Annotated in this window: 23 protein-coding genes; 20 read left to right on the top strand and 3 right to left on the bottom strand. The window is 34.3% G+C overall.

Features of this window, described 5'->3' with window-relative positions:
- Nucleotides 1–9 precede the first annotated feature (9 nt).
- Nucleotides 10–480: a fructose PTS transporter subunit IIA gene (locus tag DKK70_RS02490; protein ID WP_110432595.1), complete on the bottom strand. Its 471-nt coding sequence runs from the start codon at nucleotides 478–480 to the stop codon at nucleotides 10–12.
- Nucleotides 461–2392, bottom strand: coding sequence for a BglG family transcription antiterminator (locus DKK70_RS02495; RefSeq protein ID WP_110432596.1), 1932 nt, complete (start codon nucleotides 2390–2392; stop codon nucleotides 461–463). Before DKK70_RS02495 ends, DKK70_RS02490 begins: the two co-directional genes overlap by 20 nt.
- Before the next feature lie 326 nt (nucleotides 2393–2718).
- On the opposite strand from DKK70_RS02495, the gene tmk reads away from it, so the two are divergent.
- Genes tmk through yciH form a run of 7 tightly spaced genes read left to right on the top strand, consistent with a single transcriptional unit; the run spans nucleotide 2719 to nucleotide 9378 of the window.
- On the top strand, nucleotides 2719–3345 hold the full coding sequence (gene tmk / locus DKK70_RS02500) for a dTMP kinase (RefSeq protein ID WP_110432597.1): 627 nt from the start codon (nucleotides 2719–2721) through the stop codon (nucleotides 3343–3345).
- Between the two features lie 11 nt (nucleotides 3346–3356).
- Entirely contained in the window at nucleotides 3357–4349 is a 993-nt protein-coding gene (gene holB / locus DKK70_RS02505; RefSeq protein WP_110432598.1) for a DNA polymerase III subunit delta', read from the top strand.
- 58 nt (nucleotides 4350–4407) lie between these two features.
- Nucleotides 4408–5808 (top strand): MBOAT family O-acyltransferase, encoded by a 1401-nt coding sequence (locus DKK70_RS02510; protein ID WP_110432599.1) that lies wholly within the window; start codon nucleotides 4408–4410, stop codon nucleotides 5806–5808.
- An 18-nt stretch (nucleotides 5809–5826) separates the two neighbouring features.
- The gene (locus DKK70_RS02515; RefSeq protein ID WP_110432600.1) at nucleotides 5827–7149 is read left to right on the top strand and encodes an SGNH/GDSL hydrolase family protein; all 1323 of its coding nucleotides are present in this window, start codon (nucleotides 5827–5829) and stop codon (nucleotides 7147–7149) included.
- Nucleotides 7150–7174: 25 nt separating this feature from the next.
- Nucleotides 7175–8317 carry a GDSL-type esterase/lipase family protein gene (locus DKK70_RS02520; protein ID WP_181415892.1) on the top strand — a complete coding sequence of 381 codons (1143 nt, stop codon included), beginning with the start codon at nucleotides 7175–7177 and terminating at the stop codon, nucleotides 8315–8317.
- A 30-nt stretch (nucleotides 8318–8347) separates the two neighbouring features.
- On the top strand, nucleotides 8348–9052 hold the full coding sequence (gene pyrF, locus DKK70_RS02525; RefSeq protein ID WP_110432602.1) for an orotidine-5'-phosphate decarboxylase: 705 nt from the start codon (nucleotides 8348–8350) through the stop codon (nucleotides 9050–9052).
- Nucleotides 9053–9057: 5 nt separating this feature from the next.
- Nucleotides 9058–9378, top strand: coding sequence for a stress response translation initiation inhibitor YciH (yciH, locus tag DKK70_RS02530; RefSeq protein ID WP_110432603.1), 321 nt, complete (start codon nucleotides 9058–9060; stop codon nucleotides 9376–9378).
- Between the two features lie 54 nt (nucleotides 9379–9432).
- Here yciH and tmaR read toward each other — a convergent pair whose 3' ends face one another.
- Nucleotides 9433–9753 (bottom strand): PTS system regulator TmaR, encoded by a 321-nt coding sequence (tmaR, locus tag DKK70_RS02535; protein ID WP_034884162.1) that lies wholly within the window; start codon nucleotides 9751–9753, stop codon nucleotides 9433–9435.
- 307 nt (nucleotides 9754–10060) lie between these two features.
- Here tmaR and accD point away from each other — a divergent pair, with 307 nt between their 5' ends.
- From accD to bamA, 13 genes are all read left to right on the top strand, one after another.
- On the top strand, nucleotides 10061–10951 hold the full coding sequence (gene accD / locus DKK70_RS02540; protein WP_110422627.1) for an acetyl-CoA carboxylase, carboxyltransferase subunit beta: 891 nt from the start codon (nucleotides 10061–10063) through the stop codon (nucleotides 10949–10951).
- Between the two features lie 3 nt (nucleotides 10952–10954).
- Nucleotides 10955–12229 carry a bifunctional tetrahydrofolate synthase/dihydrofolate synthase gene (gene folC / locus DKK70_RS02545; protein WP_110432604.1) on the top strand — a complete coding sequence of 425 codons (1275 nt, stop codon included), beginning with the start codon at nucleotides 10955–10957 and terminating at the stop codon, nucleotides 12227–12229.
- Nucleotides 12230–12274: 45 nt separating this feature from the next.
- Nucleotides 12275–12841, top strand: a complete 567-nt coding sequence (locus DKK70_RS02550) for an SPOR domain-containing protein (RefSeq protein WP_181415893.1) — start codon at nucleotides 12275–12277, stop codon at nucleotides 12839–12841.
- A 69-nt stretch (nucleotides 12842–12910) separates the two neighbouring features.
- Nucleotides 12911–13396 carry a CvpA family protein gene (locus DKK70_RS02555; protein WP_110432652.1) on the top strand — a complete coding sequence of 162 codons (486 nt, stop codon included), beginning with the start codon at nucleotides 12911–12913 and terminating at the stop codon, nucleotides 13394–13396.
- An 18-nt stretch (nucleotides 13397–13414) separates the two neighbouring features.
- Nucleotides 13415–14935 carry an amidophosphoribosyltransferase gene (purF, locus tag DKK70_RS02560; protein WP_110432606.1) on the top strand — a complete coding sequence of 507 codons (1521 nt, stop codon included), beginning with the start codon at nucleotides 13415–13417 and terminating at the stop codon, nucleotides 14933–14935.
- 449 nt (nucleotides 14936–15384) lie between these two features.
- Nucleotides 15385–18084, top strand: coding sequence for an inverse autotransporter beta domain-containing protein (locus tag DKK70_RS02565; RefSeq protein WP_219999662.1), 2700 nt, complete (start codon nucleotides 15385–15387; stop codon nucleotides 18082–18084).
- Nucleotides 18085–18186: 102 nt separating this feature from the next.
- Entirely contained in the window at nucleotides 18187–19248 is a 1062-nt protein-coding gene (locus tag DKK70_RS02570; RefSeq protein WP_110432607.1) for a hypothetical protein, read from the top strand.
- A 125-nt stretch (nucleotides 19249–19373) separates the two neighbouring features.
- A complete protein-coding gene (locus tag DKK70_RS02575) occupies nucleotides 19374–19580 on the top strand; it encodes a YheU family protein (RefSeq protein ID WP_110432608.1) in 207 nt (68 codons plus the stop codon).
- A gap of 85 nt (nucleotides 19581–19665) precedes the next feature.
- Complete coding sequence (gene crp / locus DKK70_RS02580) at nucleotides 19666–20298, top strand: cAMP-activated global transcriptional regulator CRP (protein ID WP_034884167.1); 633 nt, start codon at nucleotides 19666–19668, stop codon at nucleotides 20296–20298.
- Nucleotides 20299–20353: 55 nt separating this feature from the next.
- Nucleotides 20354–21085, top strand: a complete 732-nt coding sequence (locus DKK70_RS02585) for an isoprenyl transferase (protein ID WP_219999663.1) — start codon at nucleotides 20354–20356, stop codon at nucleotides 21083–21085.
- Nucleotides 21079–21921 carry a phosphatidate cytidylyltransferase gene (locus DKK70_RS02590; protein WP_110432610.1) on the top strand — a complete coding sequence of 281 codons (843 nt, stop codon included), beginning with the start codon at nucleotides 21079–21081 and terminating at the stop codon, nucleotides 21919–21921. Before DKK70_RS02585 ends, DKK70_RS02590 begins: the two co-directional genes overlap by 7 nt.
- A gap of 13 nt (nucleotides 21922–21934) precedes the next feature.
- On the top strand, nucleotides 21935–23257 hold the full coding sequence (gene rseP / locus DKK70_RS02595; RefSeq protein WP_181415894.1) for an RIP metalloprotease RseP: 1323 nt from the start codon (nucleotides 21935–21937) through the stop codon (nucleotides 23255–23257).
- A gap of 25 nt (nucleotides 23258–23282) precedes the next feature.
- Nucleotides 23283–25706: an outer membrane protein assembly factor BamA gene (bamA, locus tag DKK70_RS02600; protein ID WP_110432612.1), complete on the top strand. Its 2424-nt coding sequence runs from the start codon at nucleotides 23283–23285 to the stop codon at nucleotides 25704–25706.
- Nucleotides 25707–25718 lie beyond the last annotated feature (12 nt).

Below are 25718 nucleotides of genomic sequence, written 5' to 3' on the forward strand. Positions count from 1 at the left end.
TGACTCCTTTTATAAATTTTTATTAATTGAACTCAATAGTGAATATATTTGAGTATTGTTTTGAAGATTTTCTAATTGCTCTCGAAATGAATCGTTCAACAAGTTTTTGCTTAATTGGGATATCACTTTTAAATGAATGTTATCTTCGTTTTCTTCGGGCACTCCGATAAGAAAAATCATGTTAACCATTTCATTGTCTTGCTCAGACCAATTAAATAACTCGGTGGTTCGTAAAAAACCGACAAAAGGTTGTTGTACCACAGTGCTTTTACCATGTGGCATGGCTATTTGATAACCAACGGCGGTGGATACGATTGCTTCGCGATCTAAAACTTTATTTAAAAATTCATTTTGCGTATTAATAATGCCTACTTGCTGTGCTTTTTCAGTCAAAAACAGTAATGCCTCTTGTTTTGAATTTATTTTTTTATTCAAAAAAATCATATCATTACGGATCACATTATTTGCTGAGATATTCATCTTGTGCCCCTTTTATAAATTGAATAAACTTACGATGATTCGGTGTTTCACATAATTGATTAATAAGAGATTTGCTCTTTACTAACAGATAGATGTCAGAGAGGATTTTTTTCAGATTCTTAATATCTTTTTCCGAAATGCAGATCATAATTATCATCTTGACCAAATTGTCGTTCCATTTGATAGCTTTAGAATTGGTAACCATGACTATTCTTGTCTGTTTGACAAATTTAGGATTACCATGAGGTATCGCTACACCTGTAGGTAACTCTGTGGCACCTAATCCTTCTCTTACGATCATGCCTTGAATAAAATCCGGCATAACGATCTGTTGTGTTACAAGTTTTTGACCAATCTCATTTATCAGCTCTTCCTTAGAGTTAAAATTTTGGTTTAAGAAGAGGGTATCTTTTTCCAAATAGTGGATAAGGTATAAAAAGGAGTGTTTGTGTTCTTGAACATGATCATTTAGTACAAAATGTTCACCATAAATATTAAAAATGTTTTGGATATCTTGCTCACTTAATAATGGAGAAACGACAACAACTTTGACACCGTCAATCGCTAAATTTATTGTTGAGATAATCAAATCAATATTGGCTAATACATCAGCATTTAATTCATGAACAGATGCTACTTCTATTGTGGTTAAAGAGGGTAATACACTGGTAATTCTATTGACTAGTAGTTCAGTGGTGGCGATGCCGTTTTGGCAAACGACTAATATTTTTTTGCTATGTTTTGCTCTTTCAATTGCTGATTGAAAATGAATTGTGAGAAAACCAATTTCATCATCATTAAAAAATACACCTAATTCATCTTCACATTTACTGGCAATAATCCAAATTATATTAAATAACACCGGAAAATCTTGCTTAACTTGTGTTACAAATGGATTATTAATTTTAATACCTTCCCTTAATCGATATAACATTGGCGGCATGTGTTGTATTAGGTAATCCCGTAATTTGTTATCTGTTCGAAAATCAATAAATAATGAGGAACCAACATTCGAGATTATTCTGTCTACCAATAAGGTATTATTTTTATCTGATGAAAATACATCGATTCGATTAGAAAGTAGGTATTTTGCTAAGTAATTGATATCGCCATTACTGAAGGTGAAGTTAAGTCTTAGTGAGATTTTACTTAAAATGCTTTTAGCATTATTTTGGAATATTTGCGAGTTATCGTTTATCGCAATAGCATCGTCAATATGTTGGTTTTTTTGAGCTCGGTAAACCATAATAACCAGCATATTTAATACATTGAAGATGTAGTGTTCAGCAATAAAGTTATTATCAAAACGGACATGTGAATAGAGAACTCGAAAACAAGTTTTTACATTTTGTTCACCATAGTAGTGACTTAAAATAGCAAGTCTTTCATCGCCATCATCTAAAATACCAAGGTTAGCTTCAAAAACGAAAAAATTAAAATTTAAGTAAGCTTTCTGAATTTCTTTTTCTAAACCAGATAAGCGGGTTCCACCGGCATCACTAACCACTTGTAGATTATTATTCGACGTTAATAATTGTTTTACAAACTTAAGATCTTGCTCAATAGAGGATTTGCTAACAGAAAATAATGTGGAGAGGTATTCAAAAGTAACTATTTTTTCTTCAAATAGCATCAACTCAATAATTTCTTTTCGACGGCTAAATTTAGCTAACGTAATCGTTCTTATTTTTCGATCAGTAGTTGTTTTATCTGTTCTTTTTAATGCGATGCCTTTACCTGATTTTTTATCTAACTGAAACCCTTTATTTAATAAACTATTGCTGATTTGTTCTAAGTCAGAATGAACGGTTCTTTCTGAAACATTAAGTAATTGAGCAAAATATTTTACCGTTTTGTATCCATTTTGTTTTATTAAAAGGTTAGTTAAAAAAACTTGTCTTTCCGTTAGCATTGGATGCCTCCTTGTTCAATAACAAAAGAACGATTTGATTATAATTAGTTGAAATTGTTTTTATATCACAAAGATCTTCAACAACTTGTTGCAAAAAAGATATTGAACAATATTACGAGGGAGCTAAGTAGATAGGAGTATTGACTAATATTTGGGTATTAATTGCCAGTATTAAAATAGCCAATTATTAGAAAATATTGAGTAATGATAGTACCTAAAAAGTACTTTTATAGGTAATTTTGCATGACGCTAAAATAATTATCAAAAATAGCGTACAATAGGCAACATTAATCGTAATTTCATTAGCAATCATATAGGAATTTAGTATGGCAGGTAAATTTATTGTCATTGAAGGTTTAGAAGGCGCAGGTAAGACGACGGCAATTAATACCGTTGCGCGTGTTTTGAATCAACATCAGATTTGTGATTTACAGTTTACCCGCGAACCTGGCGGTACGCCTATTGCTGAAGCATTGCGCAATATTATTAAAAATGGTTTAGATAATGAACCGTTAACTAATAAAGCTGAATTACTTATGTTGTATGCTGCCCGTATTCAATTGGTTGAGAATGTGATTAAGCCTGCACTGAAAATAGGAAAATGGGTGATTGGCGATCGGCACGATTTATCTACTCAAGCTTACCAAGGTGGTGGCAGAGAGTTAGATCGCATTTTTATCGAGACCTTACAAACTCAGGTTTTAGGCAATTTTAAACCAGATTTAACGCTCTATTTAGATATTTCTCCAGAACTTGGATTAAAACGAGCAAGATCACGAGGGCAATTGGATCGCATTGAACAACAATCTCTCGCTTTCTTTGAGCGAATTCGTCAACGTTATTTAGAATTAGCCGAGCGAGATAACACCATTGTTACGATTGATGCAGCTAAATCAATTGCAGAAGTGACCGCTCAAATTGAAACAACATTGAATGCATGGTTAACTAATTAGGTTTCAATTTTATGATTTTTAATACATATCCATGGCTTAAATTACCTTTTGAACAATTAGCAGATATGATTGTCAATCATCGTGCTCATCATGCTCTGTTAATCAACTATATTCAAGGAAGTGGTGAAGAAGAGTTAATTAACTTATTAGTTAATCGATTAATTTGTCAATCTTCACAACAATTGCAACCATGTGGTCAATGCCATAGTTGCCAATTGTTGTTATCTCAACATCATCCTGATTATTACCTAATAACTAATGAGCAGGGCAAACAATCAATTAGTATTGATCAGATACGTAGTATTTCAACAAAAGTCTACGAAAAATCACAACAGGGTGGTAATAAGGTAATTTGGATTAAGCATGCGGCTTTAATGACAGAAGCGGCAGCAAACGCGTTGCTTAAAACGTTAGAAGAACCACCAGAAAACACCTATTTTATTTTGAGTGATGAGCATAATAGTCAATTATTACCTACAATTCATAGCCGATGTTTTAGCTATTTTTTGGCAGTACCAGAATTAGAAGAATCCATTAATTGGTTAAAAAAGCAACACAGTCATTCATACAGTGATAATGAGCTTGCCACTGCTTTATTATTGAGTGAAAATGCACCACTAAATGCGGCTATTTTGTTGCAACCAGAAAAATGGCAACAACGGAAATTATTTTGTGAAAAATTGTTAGAACTTTTGCCCGAAAATAATTTCTGGCAATTAGCAAAAACATTTAATAATGAAGATTTTCTTGAACGGATCACTTGGTTTTGTGCCTTGTTAGGTGATGCATTAAAAGCTAAACAGAAAGTTGGCCGATATATTGTTAACCGCGATCAAGTTCCATTAGTAAGATTCATAGCCACCAAAAGCCATGATGAGATTACCTCACTTTATCAATTGTGGTCGCAAGCTAGAAAAGTATTGCTATCAGTGGCAGGGTTAAATAAAGAGTTGATGGTTTACAATGTACTTGCACAATCTCAACTAATTGGCTATCAGAAGTAGACTTTATTGAGTAATGAAGTTTTAGAACAACGATATATTTACGTAAAAAAGGAATGCAGTGAGTTATTTATCGATTGAATTTGGTCTTGTTTTTATCGTTTTCTTTGCGATATATTGGGCTTTTAGATTATTACCAAAACTCCAAAATACATTACTTTTGCTTTCAAGTTATCTTATTGTTGCTAGCTATAGTTTACAGTTCGCCGTTATCCTTTTTATCTATACCTGCGCGATATATTTCTTTTCAGTAATGATTGCAACTTCGAAACGCTATGCTAAATGTTGGTTGATTTTAGGATTGAGTGCAGCAATTATCAATTTAGCGTTATTTAAATATTTTGATTTCTTTCGATATGAGTTACAGTCATTACTTAACTATTTAAATTTATCGATTTTATTACCAGTAATTACCGTTCTTATCCCAATCGGCATTTCTTTTTATACGTTTCATTCGGTAAGCTATTTGGTTTCAATAAAAAAGAAAGAATTATCGGTGGCTAAATTTTGGGATTTTGCCTTATTTTTATCATTTTTTCCAAGTATTATTGCTGGTCCTATTAATCGTGCAAAAACGTTCCTTCCGCAAATTGCGGTTAGTCAACCAAGAGAGGTTTTAGAACCGTATCGGGCATTTACATTAATTATGTTGGCGGTTTTAAAAGTTTATTGTTTGGGCGGATTAATTAATGAAAACTGGGTAACCCCTGTTTTTTCAAACCCATTAGAATATAGTACTCTTGATTTATTAGTAGGCTTATATGCATATGCCATGCAAATTTACCTAAATTTTTCTGGTTATACTGACCTTGTGACGGGAATTGCTTTATTATTAGGTTTTCGGCTTCCAATTAATTTCAACTTTCCTTATTTAGCTTTTAATCTGCGGGAATTTTGGGATCGGTGGCATATTAGTTTATCTCATTGGATTCGCGATTATATTTATATCCCTCTTGGTGGTAGCCGGCGTGGTTTTATTCGCACGCAAATCAATGTTATGTGCGCTATGTTATTGTCAGGTTTATGGCATGGAGCAGGCATTAATTTTATTATTTGGGGTGCGTGTCATGGAGTTGGAATTGTTGTTCTTAATGTATTAGATCGTTATACCGGACGTGGTTGGATTACTCAACGCTCTCCAATTATTGCACGATTCATCACTTGGCATTATATCTGTTTTACTTGGCTATTTTTTTATTGTGAAAGTTTGCCTGATGCATTAGATTATTTAACGGCGTTAAGTCAGAATTTTTTAATTGATTCACATTATACTGAGGCATTTTTAAGTATATGTGTCATATTTTTAGTATATCCACTATGTAAAAATATTCCTAATTGGTGCACTTTACAACTTAGTAGAACAAATAGAGGTTTTTTGCCTATCATATTTATATTTATTTTATGGCTAACTATCTATTTCGCCCCTTCTGGCGTACCAAATTTTATTTACGCTAATTTCTAATTATTAAACAAAATAAACATGAAATCTAAAAAAATATTATTGAAAAATAGACGAAGAAATAAGCCTAAAAAAAATGGGCAACAAGTTAATTTATCAAAAAATAGTACACAAAAACAATCAACAGAGCATAAGCCTAAGATTAAAGCTAAAGTATCAAAAGCTAAAGTATCAAAAGCGTTGATAAGTGATGACGCATTACTTTCATCCAAATATATTTTTGTTTTGCTATCGGTTACTGCAATTGCTTTAGTTGCAATTTATTACAATTCGATATTAATTTATTGCCAACAAACCTATCATTCAGATATATTTAATACCGGAAGTATTACTCAAGAGACGGAGCAAAAAGATTCTCAGGAGTTGATAGAAATTACTTCGTTAACGCCAAAGGATGCGACTAATGGTCAGCGTGATGTTAACCATACTATTGATAACCAATCATTAACAAATCAATCGGCAAAAAACAGCGTAATAAGTTCATCAGATGGGAGCGATAACCCCCCAAAAATTATCAAACACAACAAAATTAATGAACAGTTGAACGTTATTAAGCAAAAAAGATCGGAATTAAATAGAAAAGCGGCTGAAATACCACCACTACCAGAGAAGAAAAGTAGCGTCGTTAAAAGTGAATCGCCTAAAATCGATCATCAAGATATACCCTTGATTCATGAGCCATTACCGATTGTGGTAACTAAAAATGATAAAGTTTTTTTCGTTGGTGACTCATTAATGCAAGGTGTTGCACCTTATGTTAAAAAAATGTTATTCAAACAATATAAAGTAGAAAGCTTAGATCTAAGTAAACAAAGTACTGGTCTTGCTTATCCAAACGCTTTTAATTGGCCAAAAACTATTAATGATAATCTGATGGCCGATCCTGCTATAAAGTTACTTGTTGTTTTTTGGGGACCAAATGATCCTTGGGATTTCCCGGTCAAAGGTTATGCTAAATACGCAAAATTTAAATCTGAGCTTTGGGAAGAACAATACCGATTACGTATTGCAATGGTTTTAAATAGCGCTTACGAACATGATGTTCAGGTACTTTGGCTGGCTGTCCCTTGTATGCGCAAACGACAACTTAATGAAGGAATGATTTATTTAAATACGCTGTATCAATCTGAATTAGAGAAGACACAACAACATTTTTTATCAACGAATCAACTATTAGGTTGTACTTATGAAAAATATAGTAATTTTATTGAATCAGGTAAAGATAAAATAAAAGTTAGGGTAGATGATGGGGTCCATTTCACTACCGCAGGGCAAAAAATTTTGGCTAAAGCGATTATGGAAAAAATCATTTTTAAACAATTAGAGGGTGACGATAGTGATTAAACATTTAAAGTATATTCTTACTATAATGACTATCACATTATCGGTAGGATGCAGTGTAGCAGAAAGTAAAACTAGTACACTATCTACAGTTGTTGACTATGGTGATCCAAATGCAAAACAATTTGCACAACGATTAAAATCATTAGCTTTAAATCAAGACAGTAATCAAGTTATAAATATTACTCAGTTTGGGGATTCGCATTCAGCAGCTGATTTTTTTACAGGTGAGTTTCGAAAATTAATGCAACAAAAATATGGTGATGCAGGCATAGGTTGGATTACACCTATGGCAATAAAAGGCCAAAGTCACGCATTAGTTAATTGGAAATCTAAAAACTGGGATGTATTAAGTAGTCGAACATTAAAGAATTTAGATTTTCCCATGGGTGGATTTATCGCTAAACCAGCTAGGGATTCAGCTACTTTACAAATAATTCCCAAAGGTTTAAACGGTATAAATTGGCAAGTAAAGTTGACTTTTAAAACCTTAAAATATATCCCTAATTTGTTAAAGATATATGATGCTAATAATAAAAAAATAGATATTGATTATTTCCCGGTAAGTGATGTTTGGCAAACTGTTTCATTTGTTACCAAAACGCCTTTTACCATTAAAGGCAGTCGTGATATTGAAATTGGTGGCATATGGTTAACTCGCGAGCAACAACCTGGTGTTATTGTCTCTTCGATTGCGACTAATGGAGCAAGGCAAAGTATATGGCAAAGGTGGGGTGATGATTGGTTAGATGAATTATCTTCGTCAAACAGTGATTTAGTTATTCTTGAATACGGTACTAATGAAAGTTTTGACGAAACCTTAGATGTTAATGTTTATCGCAAAAACTTAGTGAATAATATTCATCTCATTCGTAAATCATTACCCAACGCAGTCATTTTATTGATGACGCCGCCAGATACTATGATTAATGATAAGAGTTTTCCTAAATCTTTTGCAAAAATTATGAATACTCAAAAACAAGTTGCTAAATCAGAAAGAACATTATTTTGGGATTGGCAAGCGGCTATGGGCGGACCTCATTCAATTAAAGAATGGCGAAGTAACCGATTAGCCCGTCCAGATTTAGTGCATCAAACTCTACAAGGGTATAGACAAAGTGCTAGAATTTTTTATACTGATTTAGAAGAGTTTATTCAAAAGAAAAAATAGAATATATCATTAAAAAGGAACAAATAAGTTATGTCATCTCCAATTATTGTTGCAGTTGATTTTTCTGATACTCAGTCAGCATGGAATTTTATCGATCGGGTTGATCCCAAAGATTGCCGTCTTAAAATTGGCAAAGAATTATTTACTCATGCCGGTCCTGAATTTATAAAAAAAACCAAACAAAAAGGATTTGATATTTTTTTAGATCTTAAATTCCATGATATCCCTAATACGGTCGCGAAGGCAGTTGCTGCCGCCGCCGATTTAGGTGTTTGGATGACCAATATTCATGCAAGTGGTGGCGTTCGTATGATGGAAGCTGCAAAAGATGCGCTTTATCAATATGGAAAAGATGCACCACTATTAATTGCTGTCACGGTATTAACTAGCATGGAATCTGCAGATCTTAAAGAAATAGGGATTAATTCATCTCCATTAGAACAAGCAACAAGGTTAGCATTGCTTGCTAGGAATTGTGGACTTGATGGTGTTGTTTGTTCAGCCAAAGAAGTACAAAGCTTTAGGACACGACTTGGCAGTGAATTTAAATTAGTAACACCTGGTATTCGCCCAGCAGGAGCAACCGCAGATGATCAACGCCGTATTATGACGCCTCAACGTGCACAAGCAGCCGGTTCTGATTATTTGGTGATTGGTCGTCCGATTACCCAAGCCGAAGAGCCAGCTAAAGCATTGCAAGCTATTTTATCAACCCTTGATGTAACCAAGAGCTAATAATTATGTCTGATAACGCTATTGTTTATTCAACTGAACAAGGTCGAATTATTCCTAAACAGGCTGTTAAGCCTCGCATTAAAGGTGATGGCATAATTCGTATTTCCCGTCAAACAGCTGGTCGTAAAGGTAAAGGGGTATGCGTTATTGAAGGATTTGATTTAGACGATTCTTCGTTGATGCAATTAGCCGCTGATCTTAAAAAACGTTGTGGTTGTGGTGGTTCAGTCAAAGATGGCAAAATTGAAATTCAAGGTGATAAACGCGAACTACTTAAATCATTATTAGAAGATAAAGGATTTAAAGTTAAACTTGCTGGTGGTTAATTTATTGCCTATAAAATAATAACGCCCTTTCTAACAAGGGCGCTATCGAATAAATTAATTAGAGCGGTAGCCACGCATTTTTTTGCTGATTTCGCGTCTTTCCTTAGAGATTTCAGCATTCTTGATTATATAATCATCAACACGATCATCATAATCACTCTTCATGTTAGCAATAATAGCTTGTAGTTCTTCGTAAGTCATATCAGGTTTAATGTAATCACTTAAATTTTCAAGTAACAACACACGCTTTTGGTTGTCACGAATTTTTTTTTCGTTATCTGAAATTTCGCGTTTTAACTTATTTAAACGGCGTGACAAACGAATGTATTCTAGTACATCTTGAAATGATGGTGCGGCTGATTTTTCCTTGTCCATCGATAACCCCTTATATCTAAAAAATGGAAAACGATTCTCAGTTAATTATATACCAATAATTTTTTAAGGTCATATTAAATATATTATTATTGAAAAATGTTAAATCAAAATAATCAACCATGTCTATGGTGTTTTGTTTTAAATCAAATTTTTATAAGTAATAAACAATAATATTTTAAAAAAATTGCTAATATATTTAACGTTTCTTTGCAAATTGCGATAAAAATAAAAACAACTATTAAGAATTATTGCAAAGTATTATACAATGTGTCGTTAATTGAAAAGAGTACCGAATGAGAGAATTATAATGAGCTGGATTGAAAAAATTCTGAGTAAAAATAATATATCGTCAGATCATAAAAAAGCGAATATTCCAGGAGGTGTTTGGACCAAATGTAGTAATTGTGAGCAAGTTATTTATCAAGCCGAACTTGACCGTAATTTAGAAGTTTGCCCAAAATGTGATCATCACATGCATATTCCTGCCCGTGTTCGCTTATATCGTTTTTTAGATGAAGGATCGGATGTAGAGATTGGTTCAGAACTTGCTCCCAAAGATATTTTAAAGTTTAAAGATACTAAAAAATATAAAGATCGTTTAACCGCGGCTCAAAAAGAGACCCATGAAAAAGAGGCGATGGTAGTAATGAAGGGCACATTACTGGGTATTCCGGTTGTGGTTGCCTGTTTTGAGTTTGCTTTCATTGGCGGTTCCATGTCGTCTGTGGTTGGGGCTTTATTTACACGAGCAGCTGAACAGGCCATTGCAGATAAATGCCCGTTAATCTGTTTTTCAACTAGTGGTGGCGCTCGAATGCAAGAAGCATTATTTTCCTTAATGCAAATGGCAAAAACCAGTGCTATCTTAGCCAAAATGCAAGACGAAGGGTTGCCATATATTTCAGTTATGACCGATCCGACAATGGGGGGAGTATCGGCTAGCTTAGCGATGCTTGGTGATATCAATATAGCTGAGCCTAAAGCGTTAATTGGTTTTGCTGGTCCTAGAGTAATTCAACAAACAGTAAGGGAAACATTACCTGAAGGGTTCCAACGTAGCGAATTCTTACTCGAAAAAGGAGCAATTGATATGATTATTCATCGTCGAGATATGCGCCCAAAAATTGCAGGTTTATTAGCTAAATTAATGAAACTCCCTGTACCTTTTGATAATATCGTAAATGATGAGACTATTTAATTAATCATGCAAATTAAAACCCCTGATGCCATGTCTGATCTTGAGACATGGCTTTGTTATTTGGAGCAGTTACATCCTAGTACTATCGATTTAGGACTTGACCGAGTTAAACAAGTTGCAGATAGGCTTGATCTTTTGCAACCGGCACCTTATGTTTTCACAGTGGCGGGAACTAATGGCAAAGGAACGACTTGTCGCACGCTTGAGATGATATTACTTGCTGCTAATAAACGAGTCGGGGTTTATAGTTCTCCTCATCTATTGCGTTTTACTGAACGGGTTAGAATAAATAATCAAGAGTCAAAAGAACAAGATACCGTTGATGCATTTGTTGAAATTGAAAAAGCGAGACAAGATATCTCTCTAACCTATTTTGAATATGCGACATTAGCGGCATTATATCAATTTAAACATGCTCAATTAGATGTGGTGATTTTAGAAGTTGGTTTAGGCGGAAGACTTGATGCCACCAATATTATTGATGCTGATATCGCGATTATTACCACAATTGGTATTGATCATGTTGAATATTTGGGAAATACAAGAGAAAGTATTGGTCGAGAAAAAGCCGGTATTTTTAAACCGAAAAGTATTGCTGTTGTTGGTGAGCCAGAAATACCACCCTCTATTTTAGATGTTGCTAACAGCGTGAATTGTCCTATATATACTGTAAATAAAGATTGGTCTTATCAACAAATTGATAATTCATCATGGCAATTTATATCTCCGCTTAAAAAGTACAATAAGTTACCTATTCCTAATATACCTTTAGCCAATGCATGTACTGCTATTGCCGCATTAGGCTACTCTTCATTGCCAATTACTGAGAATCAAATCAAAGAAGGTCTTGAAAAAGCAAGTTTAATCGGCAGATTTCAAACTATACAAACATCACCAATGGTAATCGTTGATGTTGCCCATAATCCTCATGCAGCTAGCTATTTAGCTAAGCAAATTGAATTTTTAAAGAAGAAACAATCTCATAATGGCAAGGTAAGATTTGTTATAGGTATGCTTAAAGACAAAGATATTAAAAGTACCTTATCGTTATTAAATGCTGACCAATGGTATTGTGCTTCACTTTATGGTGAGCGTGGATGTAATGCAGAGGTGTTAGCGCAATATTTACAAAATGATAGACAAAAAAATATAACAACCTTTGAAACGGTTTATGATGCATATCAAAAGGCCATGCAAGATGCAAAAGAAGATGATATTATTGTCGTTTGTGGTTCATTTTATACCGTATCTGCCGTTTTAAATGAATTAGGCAACTAGGCAAATGTAAGCATGGAAACTAATCGAAAGAAGACTAAAATTACTGTGAATAAAGTTAGAAACCAACTCATTGGTTTTGCTACTTTTTTGTTAGTCGTTGCGATAGTTGCACCAATTATTATTACTGACAAATCCAATTTATATCCATCTTCCTCATCGATTTTACAATCAGAAGTAGTTAATCAACAAAATCAAGAGATTATTACGCAAAATGAGTCAGTGATTAATGGCAGTTTCAATAATGGATCGGAGCAAATATATACTCCTGATTCATCACAATATACCAGCCCTTTAGCTTCACCCGAAAGTATTGATGATATTGATGATATTGATGATAGCCCATCAACCTCAAATGCTATAACAAATCCTGAACAACCAGATAAAACATATATGATTCAACTTGGTGCATTGAAAAATAAGAGAAAAATTGAAGAATTAGTTGCCTTGTTAAGATTAAATAATTATAACGTTAGTGTTATTCCAAGCAATCCAGGACCAGATCAATTAATCAAATTACAAGTTGGTCCTTATGCTAAAAAAGAGCAAGCTGAACAGTTGATCAGTGACTTAAATAATTTAACCAAATTGAAAGGTGTGATTGTTACCAATTAAAAATTATTTTACTTTTTATAAGTATAGGATTTAAATAAAAATATTAATATAAAACTAGGAGTTATTATGATGAATTGGATTGATTATACGATTATTGGTGTGATCGTTTTATCTGCACTGATTAGTATCGTTAGAGGTTTTATTAAAGAATCGTTATCTTTAATAAGCTGGGTACTAGCTTTCTTTATCGCCAGTCGTTTTTACATGTACATTACTCGTTATTTAACTTATTTTGAAAGTGATGTTGTTCGTATTGCTGTCGCTATCGCTATTTTATTTGTTGCTACATTAATTGTTTGTTCTATTATTACTTATATTATTAGTCAATTTGTGCAAAAGACAGGTTTATCCGGTACAGATCGGGTATTAGGTGTTTATTTAGGTATAATAAGAGGTATTTTAGTGGTGGCGGCTGTGCTCTTTTTTGTTGATACCTTTACACCGTTATCGCAAACTTTAGAGTGGGAGCAATCACTATTAATTCCACATTTTCAAATTATTATTCGTTGGTTTTTTGACCTTATACAACATTCGTCTTCATTTTTAGTTAAATAATTTTGAGGTAACTTTGGTATGTGTGGTGTTGTTGGTATTGTAGGATGCAGTACAGTTAATCAATCTATTTATGATGCTTTAACTGTTTTGCAGCATCGAGGGCAAGATGCCGCAGGAATTGTAACCATCGATGAACAAAATCGTTTTCGCTTACGTAAAGCAAATGGTTTAGTTAAAGATGTATTTCAAGAACAGCATATGTTGCGTTTGCAAGGTAATTTAGGAATAGGGCATATTCGTTACCCTACAGCGGGTAGCTCAAGTCCTTCTGAAGCGCAGCCTTTTTATGTAAATTCACCGTATGGTATTGCACTGGCTCACAATGGTAATTTAACCAATACTGAACAGTTACGTGATAAGGTATTCGAATTAGCAAGGCGCCACATTAACACTAGCTCTGATTCTGAAGTATTACTTAATATTTTTGCAAGTGAACTTGATAAATTCCCGACTTATCCATTAACTGCAGATAATATTTTTACCGCGATCAATCAAGTGCATCAAATTATTAAAGGTGCTTATGCTTGTGTGGCAATGATTATTGGACATGGTCTAGTTGCATTTCGTGATCCATTTGGTATTCGTCCTTTAGTGATAGGTAAAAAAGTAATTGATAATCAGAAAACAGAATATATGGTTGCATCAGAAAGTGTTGCTTTAGATATTCTCGATTTTGAATTTATGCGTGATGTAGAGCCAGGTGAAGCTATCTATATTACTCAAGATGGACAACTTTACTCCAAACAGTGTGCCAATAATCCTCAATATTATCCTTGTATCTTTGAATATGTCTATTTTGCACGGCCAGATTCATTAATGAATGGTGTCTCGGTATATCAATCTCGCATACTAATGGGGCAAAAACTGGGTCAAAAAATTGCTAGAGAATGGAAAGATATTGATATTGATGTAGTTATTCCTATTCCTGAAACATCGTGTGATGCCGCGCTTGAAATTGCCAGAATATTAAATAAACCTTATCGTCAAGGATTTGTTAAAAACCGATATGTTGGTCGGACTTTTATTATGCCAGGCCAAGCGGAACGAAAACTTTCTGTAAGAAGAAAACTAAATGCCAATCGTATTGAATTTGAAGGTAAAAATGTCCTTTTAGTTGATGATTCTATAGTTCGCGGAACAACATCAGAAAAAATACTTGAAATGGTGCGCTCGGTTGGCGCCAAAAAAGTCTATTTAGCCTCTGCCGCTCCTGAAATTAGGTACCCTAATGTATATGGTATTGACATGCCTGTGGCTAGTGAACTCATTGCTTACAATCGTTCTGTTGAACAAATTGCAACGGCAATTGGCGCAGATAAACTAATATTTCAAGATCTCTCAGATTTAATTGATTGCATTAGGGAACAAAACGCTAAAATTCATCATTTAGAATGCTCTGTTTTTGATGGAAAATATATTACTGAAGGAATTGATGCTAATTATTTTGATGCTTTAGAGCATCATAGAGCAGAAAATAAGACTATCCCACCAAATAGAGAATCGGAAAATCTAGAAATTTACAATGAAGGTCAATATTAATTTTGATTTTCAACTTTACAATATAATAATCATGAATGAACTTGAAGTAACAAGTTCATTCATGAACATTCTAGTTTACGATCATCTTATTATCTAATTTTTTCATTACGAAATAGTCATATTTGTATAATTAATGAATAATAATTCTATTTTTTATAAAAAAAACATAAGCATAAACAATTGATAAATATCAAAAAAAAGTCGTCTTTACAAAAAAAATTAAAAAAAAACAACAAAACATTTTGATAAATTACATTTATGTAATAGAATTCGAGGGAATTTAACTATTTTGTAAAGAAATTTTAATGGGTATGCAACAATATTTAATATTCCAAAACGCATATCTGAAACACTAGAGTTAATAATAACAACTTTATCAACATTTCGGTAATATATATAAATATAGTGCCTTGGTGTTTTTTGTTGGTGAAATATAAGGAACGACTAGGGTGAGAAAGAATTATAATTTAGGCTTGATCCCAGCATTTGTAATAGCTATATTAAGTTGGAATTCTGCTTATGCAACTGATACCCAACAACAATTAACAAATGCTATTGATAGCAATAAAATCATTGAGCTGAAAAATGGCACAAAAGTTCGTGAAATGGTGAATAACCAACAACGGAGTTTGTACCAAATTGCATTGTTGAGCAATATTTCGATTTCTGAATTACGTGCCATGAATGCTGGTCGTTTTGATAAAAGAGATATAGTCAAAGTTGATGAACGTTTAGTTTTACCGGAAAACTCTCCTTTACTACCGGCGATTGTTGCAAATAAAGGTAAAAAAGATAAATATGCAAATTTACCAACACTAGGTTCTGATGATAGTTATGATGTAAAGAAGGATAAAGATGCATTAGCTAGTCAGGTGGCTACCGTTTTGCAAACCCTTGCATCCCAAGATTGGAAAAACATTACTTCAGCAGAAAACGGTGGTATTGCCGGTCATTTGAAAAATAAAGGTAAAGATTATGCCGAAAATTATGTTAGGAATAGTATCAATTCACAAGTTATTGTTCCCGTACGTGATGCCACGCAAAATTTTTTAGGGCACTTTGGTACAGCACAATTACAATTTGATTTAAGTGACAAGGCTGAATTGAGCAATCTCAACGTTAAATTATTTAGTCCTTGGATCGATACAGAAAAAACATTGATATTTACCCAATTATCATTCCAAGAACATGAGAAAAATCGACATATCGGTAACTTTGGTATTGGTCAACGTTGGGATGTTGCCAATAATAAATGGTTATTGGGTTATAACGTCTTTCTTGATCATGACTTCCAACGATCACATAACCGTTTAGGTCTTGGTCTTGAGGCTTGGACTGATTACATGAAGTTATCTGCTAACTACTATAATCCATTATCTGATTGGAAAGATTCGAAAGATTTTGATGATTTTTACGAACGCGCAGCTAGAGGATTTGATATTCGTTTCCAAGGATATTTGCCTCAATATCCTCATTTCGGTGGATCACTTATGTATGAACAATACTATGGTGATAAGGTTGCTTTATTTGGTAAAGATAATTTGCAAAAAAATCCTAAAGCGTTGACGGTTGGCGTCGATTATACACCTGTACCTTTATTTACATTTAAAACCCAACATAAACGAGGGCAAGGTGGTCAAAAAACGACATCAGCTGAGTTGACCATGAACTATCATATTGGAACACCATTAAAAGATCAGTTAGATCCAAATATGGTTCAAGCTACGCGTTCTTTAAAAGGCAGCCGCTATGATTTAGTTGATCGTAATAACTATATTGTTCTTGAATATAAAGAAAAACAAATGGTTGTTGATTTAGGTCTGGAATCACTTCATTTAGTTGAGGGGTCCACTAATGCTCTAGCTATCGGTGTTCGTCATGGTAAAGGAGTATCAAGTGTAACTTGGTCAGGTAGTATGCAAGATATCGATCTTAATGGCGGATTTTTATGTTCTGCGATAGGGACATGTACCAGTTCTAACTGGTTAACTCCGCCAGCTGATGTCAAAAATTGGAAAATCGTTGCACCTAAATATTTGGATGAAAATGGTAATAAACTGCAAGCTAGCACTAACGGTGTTTATTCTTTAGCGGTGACAGTCAAGGATACTAGAGGTAAAACAGCAACATCTAATTCAGTTTCTTTTGATGTGTTACCTAATTTGGATATTCGTAAAGTAGGTGTCTGGGTAATTGATGAAGTACATAATCCATCAACTTATACCGATAATACCGCTGATGGTTTGACTTATGTAACACTATTAGCCAGTTTGGTTACTCCTTCAACGCCAACCCAAAGTGGTAACTTTGGCGATGGATATGTTGGTTTTAGTGACCAATCACTAATGGCAAGCATAGATAATACATTTAAATCCTCGGTAGTTGATTTATGGACAGCAACGAGTAATGGTAAAAAAGTAGCTTTAATTGATGGTACGTCTGGTAATGTAAGAAGATGTCCTAGCTCGACCCGTTGTGTCATAGTTAAGTCTTTTGAAAAAGTCAAAAAGGGCGAAAATGTTTCCGCAAATGCAGCAACCGGATATGGATTTACTGCGCTTGGTGACACTTATACCATGGATGTCGCTTCAAACTTTAGTGGTTTAGTTGATTTTTCGATTAATTTAAATGGTTACGGAACGTCTTTTAATAAAGCATCGGTTAATTTTGGCGGTGGTGAACCAGGTTACATTAAAGTTTATCGTGCCGATGGCACCTTAGTTGCCAAACAAAATGGATCTTATCTTAATTTAGAACCAGGTATTGATGGTTGGAATGTTGGCACTGAATATTTTGTTAAAGCTTTCATCGATGATACCGAAACGGTGGAAATTATCGATCTATTTGTTCTTTGGTCACTTGTCGGTACTAATAGTTTGGCTTGTCCAAGTAATGTTGCAACGACCTTGCCAAGCTTTATTGAACAACCTGAGGGGCCGTGGTTTAATGTAAGTATGGGGGTGGATGCGCATTATACCATTCCGGAAAATATAAATAGTTATGCGACGAGAGGCACAAGTATCGCTGCTGTCGCCGGAGCTCAAGATGGTGCTTTTACAAATTATGATTTGAGCCAACAAACAATATCACCAGCATGTGCCGGTGACCAAGGATTTAAGTTACAAATTGCGACTAAAAAATTAAATTAATCTTTGAATTATCGAAGATGATTGATACTGAAACACCATAAAAATGTTGTTGTTATAAAAAATACAACATGTTAATTTATTAATGAAAATAGGAAGTTAAACATGAAAAATCTTTCAATTAAAAAAGTAGCGCTAGGCATATTTTTAGCTGGCTATGCTGCAACTAGTGCCTATGCTGATTTTAGCCCGGCAGTGGCAAATGCACCGATACAGGGTAATGCACCCGTGATTTATAATCGAGACGGTACTCAACAACGAAAAATGTTTGTTCGTATCACTAATGATGAAGCTGGAAACACAGCTATTGGTAACACAGTGCACGCAAAAGTCGGAAATTATATTCATATTTTTTATAAATTAAAAGATGCCGATGGCGACATGGATAACGATACTGATCACAGCGTAGCAAACACATTAACTGTTTATAAAAAAACGCTCAGAGACACATCTTGGGTTCAAGTCGATGTTAACGCACAATCTAGGAACACTGGTGAAGATGGACATATCTATTTTCAAATCACATCGGCAATGGCTGGTGCAAACATCATTGGTTTTACACTTCAAGAAGTTACTCCATTTGGTACTCCAAGAGAAAATAAATGGTTGCAGGTTAGTAATATTTGGCAAACAAATCCCCCTGTTGTTATTGGTGGTAAGGAAGTCCCTACAATAGATGAATCTGGACCAGGTGAAATAGATCCTGACAACCCAATCGGTCCTATCGAATCAGATGCAACTAGAATGGGTATCTTTAAATTAGATGCTAGAGGTACGCCAATTTGGGATAAGAACCTAGCTGATAGGTCTGTTTCTGCAGGTACAACCGATCCTGCTTTAATTCCAAAATATGGCGATAAGTTAGCTGCTGTTGTGTGGACGGCTTCTGAGGCAAATGTTGGTAATTCCTATCCAGACTTAGGGGAAACTAGCCCGACAGATACCGATCAATCACAAGCATATACCTTTACTTGGTCATTAACCGGAACAGCTGACGGAATCGCCGCTAATACTACAGAAAACGTGACTCAGGGGGTAAGTGTAGATTCAACTCACAAATGGGGAATAATCGAATTAGGAACTAATAACTCAGTTTATAACTCTCTCAATGGTGGAGCGTATAAAGCAGGTATCCAAGGATTCCAGCTTCAAGTTGAAGCACGTTAATGATTTTAACGAAACTAATCAAAACCACTCAATTGAGTGGTTTTTTTTAGTTAATCATTAATGTACACTACTAATCATCATCTTGCTTCCTCAAACTATTATAAGTTAACTGGTTTAACCTAACTATGATTATTCCTTGGCAAACCCTAGATCCTGATACATTAACTAATCTTATAGAATACTTTGTTTTACGCGAAGGTACAGATTACGGAGAACAAGAAAAATCTCTTGCCGACAAAGTTAATGATGTAAAACGTCATTTAATGGATGGTTCAGCTGCGATTTTTTGGTCTGAATTATACGAGACAATAGATATTAAATATATAAAATAATGATTAAAATCGTTTTATCGAGTATATGATTTATTGAGTAACTTTGTTATAGTGTTAGCGTAGTAATTTGAATGGAGAGGAAGGAATAATGATTGGTAAACAGCAATCAGATACAACATTGGAGTGGTTTTTATCTCATTGCCATATTCATAAATATCCAGCAAAAAGCACCCTTATACATCAAGGTGAAAAAGCCGAAACTCTCTATTATATTTTAAAAGGAGCGGTAGCGGTATTAATCAAAGATGATGAAGGTAATGAAATGATTTTGTCTTATTTGAACCAAAATCAATTTTTAGGTGAGTTAGGCCTTTTCGAAGAAGGAACAGAGCGTAGTGCTTGGGTTAAAGCCAAAACCAGTTGTGAAGTAGCCGAAATTTCATACAAAAAATTTAAGCAACTGGTTCAGGTTAATCCAGATATTTTGATGCGTCTCGCTAGTCAAATGGCAAGTCGATTGCAAGTTACTTCTGAAAAAGTGAGTAATTTAGCTTTTTTAGATGTAGCCGGCCGTATTGCCCAAACATTATTGAACTTAACCAAACAGCCTGATGCCATGACACATCCTGATGGCATGCAAATAAAAATTACCCGCCAAGAGATTGGCCAAATCGTTGGTTGCTCGCGTGAAACCGTTGGAAGAATTTTAAAAATGCTTGAAGATCAACATTTAATTTCAGCGCATGGTAAGACGATTGTTGTTTATGGTACCCGTTGATTTAGTGAATTATCGAAATTATCATTAATATGATTGAGATATGACGAGATTTTACATGACACAACAAAAATATATTCCTAACCATGTGGCGATTATTATGGATGGTAATGGTCGATGGGCTAAGCAACGAAATCAATTGCGAGCTTCAGGCCATCGAGCCGGTTTAAAAACAGTACGTAAAATTGTAGCTCATGCTGCCCAAATAGGTATCAAGGTGCTTACCTTATATGCATTTAGTAGTGAAAATTGGAAGCGGCCAGCTAATGAAGTTTCGGCATTAATTTCGCTGTTTATTTATGCATTAAATCGTGAAATAAAAAATTTAAATAAAAATAATGTTCGGCTAAATATTATTGGTGATATATCTAAATTTAATCAAAATCTACAGAATCTTATTATTAATGCACAGCGGTTAACTCAAAATAATACTGGACTTGTCTTGAATATTGCCGCTAATTATGGCGGTCGTTGGGATATTGTGCAATCTGCTCAAAAAATAGCTTCTCAAGTTTTAGATGGTAAAATAACACCTCAAGATATTAATGAGGATTATTTTTCCTCAATGACTTGTATGTATACTTTGCCAGAAGTTGAATTAATTATTCGTACTGGTGGTGAATACCGAATAAGTAATTTTTTATTATGGCAAAGTGCTTACGCAGAATTGTATTTTACCGATATACTATGGCCTGACTTTAATCAAGCTTCATTTGACGAAGCGATAAATATTTTTAATACTAGAGAACGACGTTTTGGTGGCGTTCTAAATGAGGATCTTCCATGCTAATCCAGCGTATTTTAACTGCCATCGTACTTATTCCTTTGGTTATTATTGCACTGTTTTTTGCACCATTATCAATATTTTCATATTTGATCATTGCTGTTTGTGCATTAGCTACTTGGGAATGGAGCCATTTTTTAGGAATGGTAGAAAAAACTCAGAAAGCTATCTTTATGGTTTTAATCATTAGTTTATTAGCTTTACTTTATCTGATACCAATTGACCTTTCACTTAAAGGTAAATTATATACTTATATAATTTGCCTATCGATCGTTTGGTGGTTAATTGCTTTGCTATTAGTAATTAGTTACCCTCAATCAGCAAAATATTGGTCTAAATCAATATTAATTAAGCTGTTGTTTGCGCTTTTTACCTTAATACCTTTTTATATTAGTATGCTTGAATTACGATCGATCAATTATGATATTGATCGTTATACTGGTGCGGTTTGGTTGCTCTATGTATTTGTGTTAGTATGGGCAACCGATACTGGGGCTTATTTTGCTGGGCGGGCGATAGGCAAGCATAAATTAGCTGTAAAAGTTTCACCAGGAAAAACGATAGAAGGTTTTATTGGTGGAGTTAGTTTAGCTATTTTAGTTTGTTTGCTAGTTTATTTAACCGGTTATTTTGCTATTAGCTTTATCAATTTTTTAATTAGTTCACTATTGGCTATTTTAGTTTCGGTATTAGGTGACCTAACCGAAAGTATGTTTAAGCGTGAAGCTGGCATTAAAGATAGTGGCAATCTGATTCCCGGACATGGTGGTATTTTAGATCGTATTGATAGTTTAACCGCGGCAGTTCCTGTATTTACTGCATTATCTTTGCATTTATTCTAAAAGGTTGCTGATTTTGCTTTGGTCACTGTTGTTATTTCTTATCACTATCAGTATATTAGTTACAGTACATGAATTTGGACATTATTTTGTCGCACGGCTATGTAAAGTACAAGTAGAATGTTTCTCAATTGGGTTTGGAAAAAAAATATGGTCGCATAGGTTTTCAAATGGAACCGAGTTAGTTATTGCTATGATTCCGCTAGGCGGATATGTTAGAATGCTTGATAGCAGAACAACTGAATTATCACCCAATTTAGAAAAATTAGCTTTTGATAAAAAAAAGATTTGGCAACGCGCCGCGATTATTTTTGCTGGGCCATTTGCTAATTTTGTTTTAGCGTTAATTATCTATTGGATTGTTTTTTTGATGGGAGTAGTCGATTACCCCGTTAAAATAAAAAATACTATACCGGCAACTCCAGCTGCATCTATACATATTCCCGCTGAGGCGGAGTTAAAAATGATAGATAAAGTAAAGATAAATAGTTGGAATGATGTAAAAGTTGCTTTGATTTCGGCTTTAGGTAAAAACAATATTAATGTTACCTATATAGATAGTTCGGTTATCAATAATCGTCAACAAGCAGTGAGCCGAAATGTTAATATTAGCGATTGGAGTTTTGATTTAGAGAAGGAATCAGCAATTGCTGCATTTGGATTTATACCTAAACAAGTGGAAATTTATCCAATTATAAGTAAAATTGTCGCTAATTCGGCAGCAGCTCAGGCTGGTTTACAAGTTGGTGATAAAATTATCAGTTATAATGATCATCTTTATCAAAATTGGCAAGATTTTACTGATACGATAAAAAAAGCTGAAACCATAAAAATTAAGGTAAATAGGAATAATAAAGATGTAGAGCTAACACTTCAACCCACAATAAATAAAAATGGTGAAGGTGTGGCTGGTTTTTATCCGACTTCAGACGTAGTAATTAAGCAGTATAATGTTTTAAATGGATTTGGTAAGGCGATGGAAAGAACCTTGTTAGAAACAGAATTTACTTTCCGTTCTTTTTACCAATTAGTAACAGGTGTTGTTGGTTTAAAATATTTATCAGGATCAATAACAATAGCAAAAAGCGCAGGGCAAACAGCAAGTTATGGATTTACCCCTTACTTATGTTTTCTAGCTTTTATTAGTATAAATTTAGGGGTTATCAATCTTGTTCCATTACCGATGTTAGATGGCGGGCAGTTGCTTTTTTTATTTTTTGAAATGATAAAAGGAAAAGCCTTATCAAATAAAACACAAGAGCGTTTTTTTCTAATCGGATTTGTTTTATTAATGGTAATAATGGGAATTGCATTATTTAATGATATTTTACGACTGTAATGGGATGAGGTTATAAATATATACAATGAAAATAAATAAATTACTTATAGCATCTATGTTGTTTGGTACCACAGTAACATATAGTTCTAATGCATTTTGTGTTGATGATTTTGTGGTAAAAGATATCAAATTTGAAGGCTTACAGCGAGTAACCGTTGGCGCTGCAATGCTTGAAATGCCTGTTCAAGTTGGCGACTATGTAAATGAATCTGATTTAGGTCGTATTATCAAATCATTATATGCTAGCGGCAATTTTGATGATATTACGCTATCTCGCGATGGTGATAAGTTAATTATTCATGTGCAAGAACGCCCAACGATTGCCAGTATAACTTTTTCAGGTAATAAATCTGTTAAAGATGATATGTTAAAGAAAAATTTAGATAGCACCGGCATTCGAGAAGGTGATGCATTAGATCGAACAATGCTTTCAGGGATTGAAAAAGGGCTAGAAGATTTTTACTATAGCGTGGGTAAATATAATGCGCAAATCAAAGCTGTAGTGACACCATTATCTCGTAACCGAGTTGATCTCAAATTAGTTATTGCCGAGGGTAAATCTGCTCTAATTGATCAAATCAATATTGTGGGCGCAAAAGCGTTTTCATCTGAAGAGCTTATTTCACGCTTTTCTCTACGCGACAATGTACCTTGGTGGAATATGATGGGTGATCGTAAATATCAAAAACAGAAATTAGCATCAGATTTAGACGAGTTGCAGAGCTTCTATTTAAATCGTGGTTATGCTAGATTTGATATTGAGTCAACACAAGTCAGTTTAACTCCAGATAAAAAAGGTATTTATGTCACGATTAATATTCATGAAGGTGAACAATACAAGTTATCTGGTTTTGATTTTAAAGGCAACTTTGCTGGTCATGAAAAAGAAATCCAAAACATAGCCAAAGAAAAGCTGACTGAAGGTGAACTTTATAATGGTAAAAAAATTACCGATATTGAAGATAATATCAAACGGTTGCTTGCTAATTTTGGCTATGCCTACCCTCACGTTGCTATTCAACCGGAAATGGATGATTCAACACATACCGTTAAATTGGTAGTGATAGTAGATGTGGGGCAACGTTTTTATGTGCGAAATATTAAAATCGTTGGTAATACGGTAACTAGCGAAAGCGTAGTTCGTCGTGAACTTCGCCAAATGGAAGGTTCATGGTTAAGTAACGGCTTAGTTGAACTTGGTAAAGAACGTCTAAACCGACTTGGCTTCTTTGAGAGTGTTGAAGCCAATACTGAACGAGTTCCGGGTATTGATGATCAAGTTGATATCATTTATAAAGTAGCTGAACGTAACACCGGTAGTATTAAATTTGGTGTTGGTGTCGGCTCAGACAGTGGTGTAAGTTTTAATGCCGGTATCTCTCAAGATAACTGGTTAGGAACGGGTAATAGTGTGTCATTTGATATTAATACCACCAGTAGTGATAAAACGGCTTCTATTTCGATTGTTGACCCTTATTTTACCGTTGATGGTGTCAGTTTAGGTGGTAGTGTCTACTACAATACATATAAAACTGATAGTGATGATGATGAATCTGAGTATTCAAGTAAAACTTGGGGGGCGACTGCTAACCTAGGTTTCCCTATTAGCGAAAATAACTTTGTCCGCTTTGGTGCTGAATATGCTAATCATAAATTAACCGATATGCAACCACAATATAATATGTGGCGCTATTTTGATTCTATGGGTGAGAATATGAAAAATAAAAGTAAATCATATTCATATGACACCAATGATTTGCTATTAAACGCCTATTGGACATATAACTCCTTAGATCGTGGTTACTTCCCAACAGATGGTCTAAGACTTAGTGCTAATTTAAAAGCAACAACGCCAATATTTGAAAATAGATTCTATAAAATGGTGAGTGATGCATCTTATTATTATCCTATCGATGCAGATCACAATTGGGTCTTTTTAGCTCGAGGCCGATTAGGCTATGGCGGTGGATTTGGTGGCAAAGAACTACCTTTCTATGAAAACTTCTATGCCGGTGGTTCAACAGTATTACGGGGCTTTAAAGCCAATACTGTCGGCCCTAAAGCGGTCTATTTTAATAAAACTGGATGTAAAACGTTAGAAGATTCAGCTCAATGCACCAGATCTAACGATGCAATAGGTGGTAATGCATTAGTCTTTGCAAGTACAGAACTAATAGTTCCTACGCCATTTGCGGGTGAAAAATATGCAGATAGTATTAGAACATCAGTGTTTTTTGATGCGGGTACAGTTTGGGATACAGAGTGGGATTTAAAAGGCAAAAATATTCCGGATTATAGTTCGCCATCTGATATTAGAATATCAACTGGTCTTGCTGTTCAATGGATGTCTCCATTAGGTCCATTGGTATTTTCTTATGCACAGCCATTGAAGAAATATAGTGGTGATTCGGCTCAGCAATTCCAATTTAATATAGGTTCAACATGGTAATACCATATTGTT

It is taken from the genome of Gilliamella apicola, from assembly GCF_003202655.1.
In the GTDB taxonomy this organism is placed as follows: domain Bacteria; phylum Pseudomonadota; class Gammaproteobacteria; order Enterobacterales; family Orbaceae; genus Gilliamella; species Gilliamella apicola_R.

What these genes read in the sequence shown, in the direction of transcription:
- DKK70_RS02515 (WP_110432600.1), top strand. Translation starts at nt 5,827, where the DNA reads ATGAAATCTAAAAAAATATTATTGAAAAATAGACGAAGAAATAAGCCT.
- purF (WP_110432606.1), top strand. Translation starts at nt 13,415, where the DNA reads ATGTGTGGTGTTGTTGGTATTGTAGGATGCAGTACAGTTAATCAATCT.
- tmk (WP_110432597.1), top strand. Translation starts at nt 2,719, where the DNA reads ATGGCAGGTAAATTTATTGTCATTGAAGGTTTAGAAGGCGCAGGTAAG.
- DKK70_RS02490 (WP_110432595.1), bottom strand. Translation starts at nt 480, where the DNA reads ATGAATATCTCAGCAAATAATGTGATCCGTAATGATATGATTTTTTTG.
- bamA (WP_110432612.1), top strand. Translation starts at nt 23,283, where the DNA reads ATGAAAATAAATAAATTACTTATAGCATCTATGTTGTTTGGTACCACA.
- DKK70_RS02555 (WP_110432652.1), top strand. Translation starts at nt 12,911, where the DNA reads ATGAATTGGATTGATTATACGATTATTGGTGTGATCGTTTTATCTGCA.
- DKK70_RS02495 (WP_110432596.1), bottom strand. Translation starts at nt 2,392, where the DNA reads ATGCTAACGGAAAGACAAGTTTTTTTAACTAACCTTTTAATAAAACAA.
- accD (WP_110422627.1), top strand. Translation starts at nt 10,061, where the DNA reads ATGAGCTGGATTGAAAAAATTCTGAGTAAAAATAATATATCGTCAGAT.
- DKK70_RS02570 (WP_110432607.1), top strand. Translation starts at nt 18,187, where the DNA reads ATGAAAAATCTTTCAATTAAAAAAGTAGCGCTAGGCATATTTTTAGCT.
- DKK70_RS02575 (WP_110432608.1), top strand. Translation starts at nt 19,374, where the DNA reads ATGATTATTCCTTGGCAAACCCTAGATCCTGATACATTAACTAATCTT.
- tmaR (WP_034884162.1), bottom strand. Translation starts at nt 9,753, where the DNA reads ATGGACAAGGAAAAATCAGCCGCACCATCATTTCAAGATGTACTAGAA.
- DKK70_RS02585 (WP_219999663.1), top strand. Translation starts at nt 20,354, where the DNA reads ATGACACAACAAAAATATATTCCTAACCATGTGGCGATTATTATGGAT.
- yciH (WP_110432603.1), top strand. Translation starts at nt 9,058, where the DNA reads ATGTCTGATAACGCTATTGTTTATTCAACTGAACAAGGTCGAATTATT.
- DKK70_RS02520 (WP_181415892.1), top strand. Translation starts at nt 7,175, where the DNA reads ATGACTATCACATTATCGGTAGGATGCAGTGTAGCAGAAAGTAAAACT.
- DKK70_RS02590 (WP_110432610.1), top strand. Translation starts at nt 21,079, where the DNA reads ATGCTAATCCAGCGTATTTTAACTGCCATCGTACTTATTCCTTTGGTT.
- holB (WP_110432598.1), top strand. Translation starts at nt 3,357, where the DNA reads ATGATTTTTAATACATATCCATGGCTTAAATTACCTTTTGAACAATTA.
- pyrF (WP_110432602.1), top strand. Translation starts at nt 8,348, where the DNA reads ATGTCATCTCCAATTATTGTTGCAGTTGATTTTTCTGATACTCAGTCA.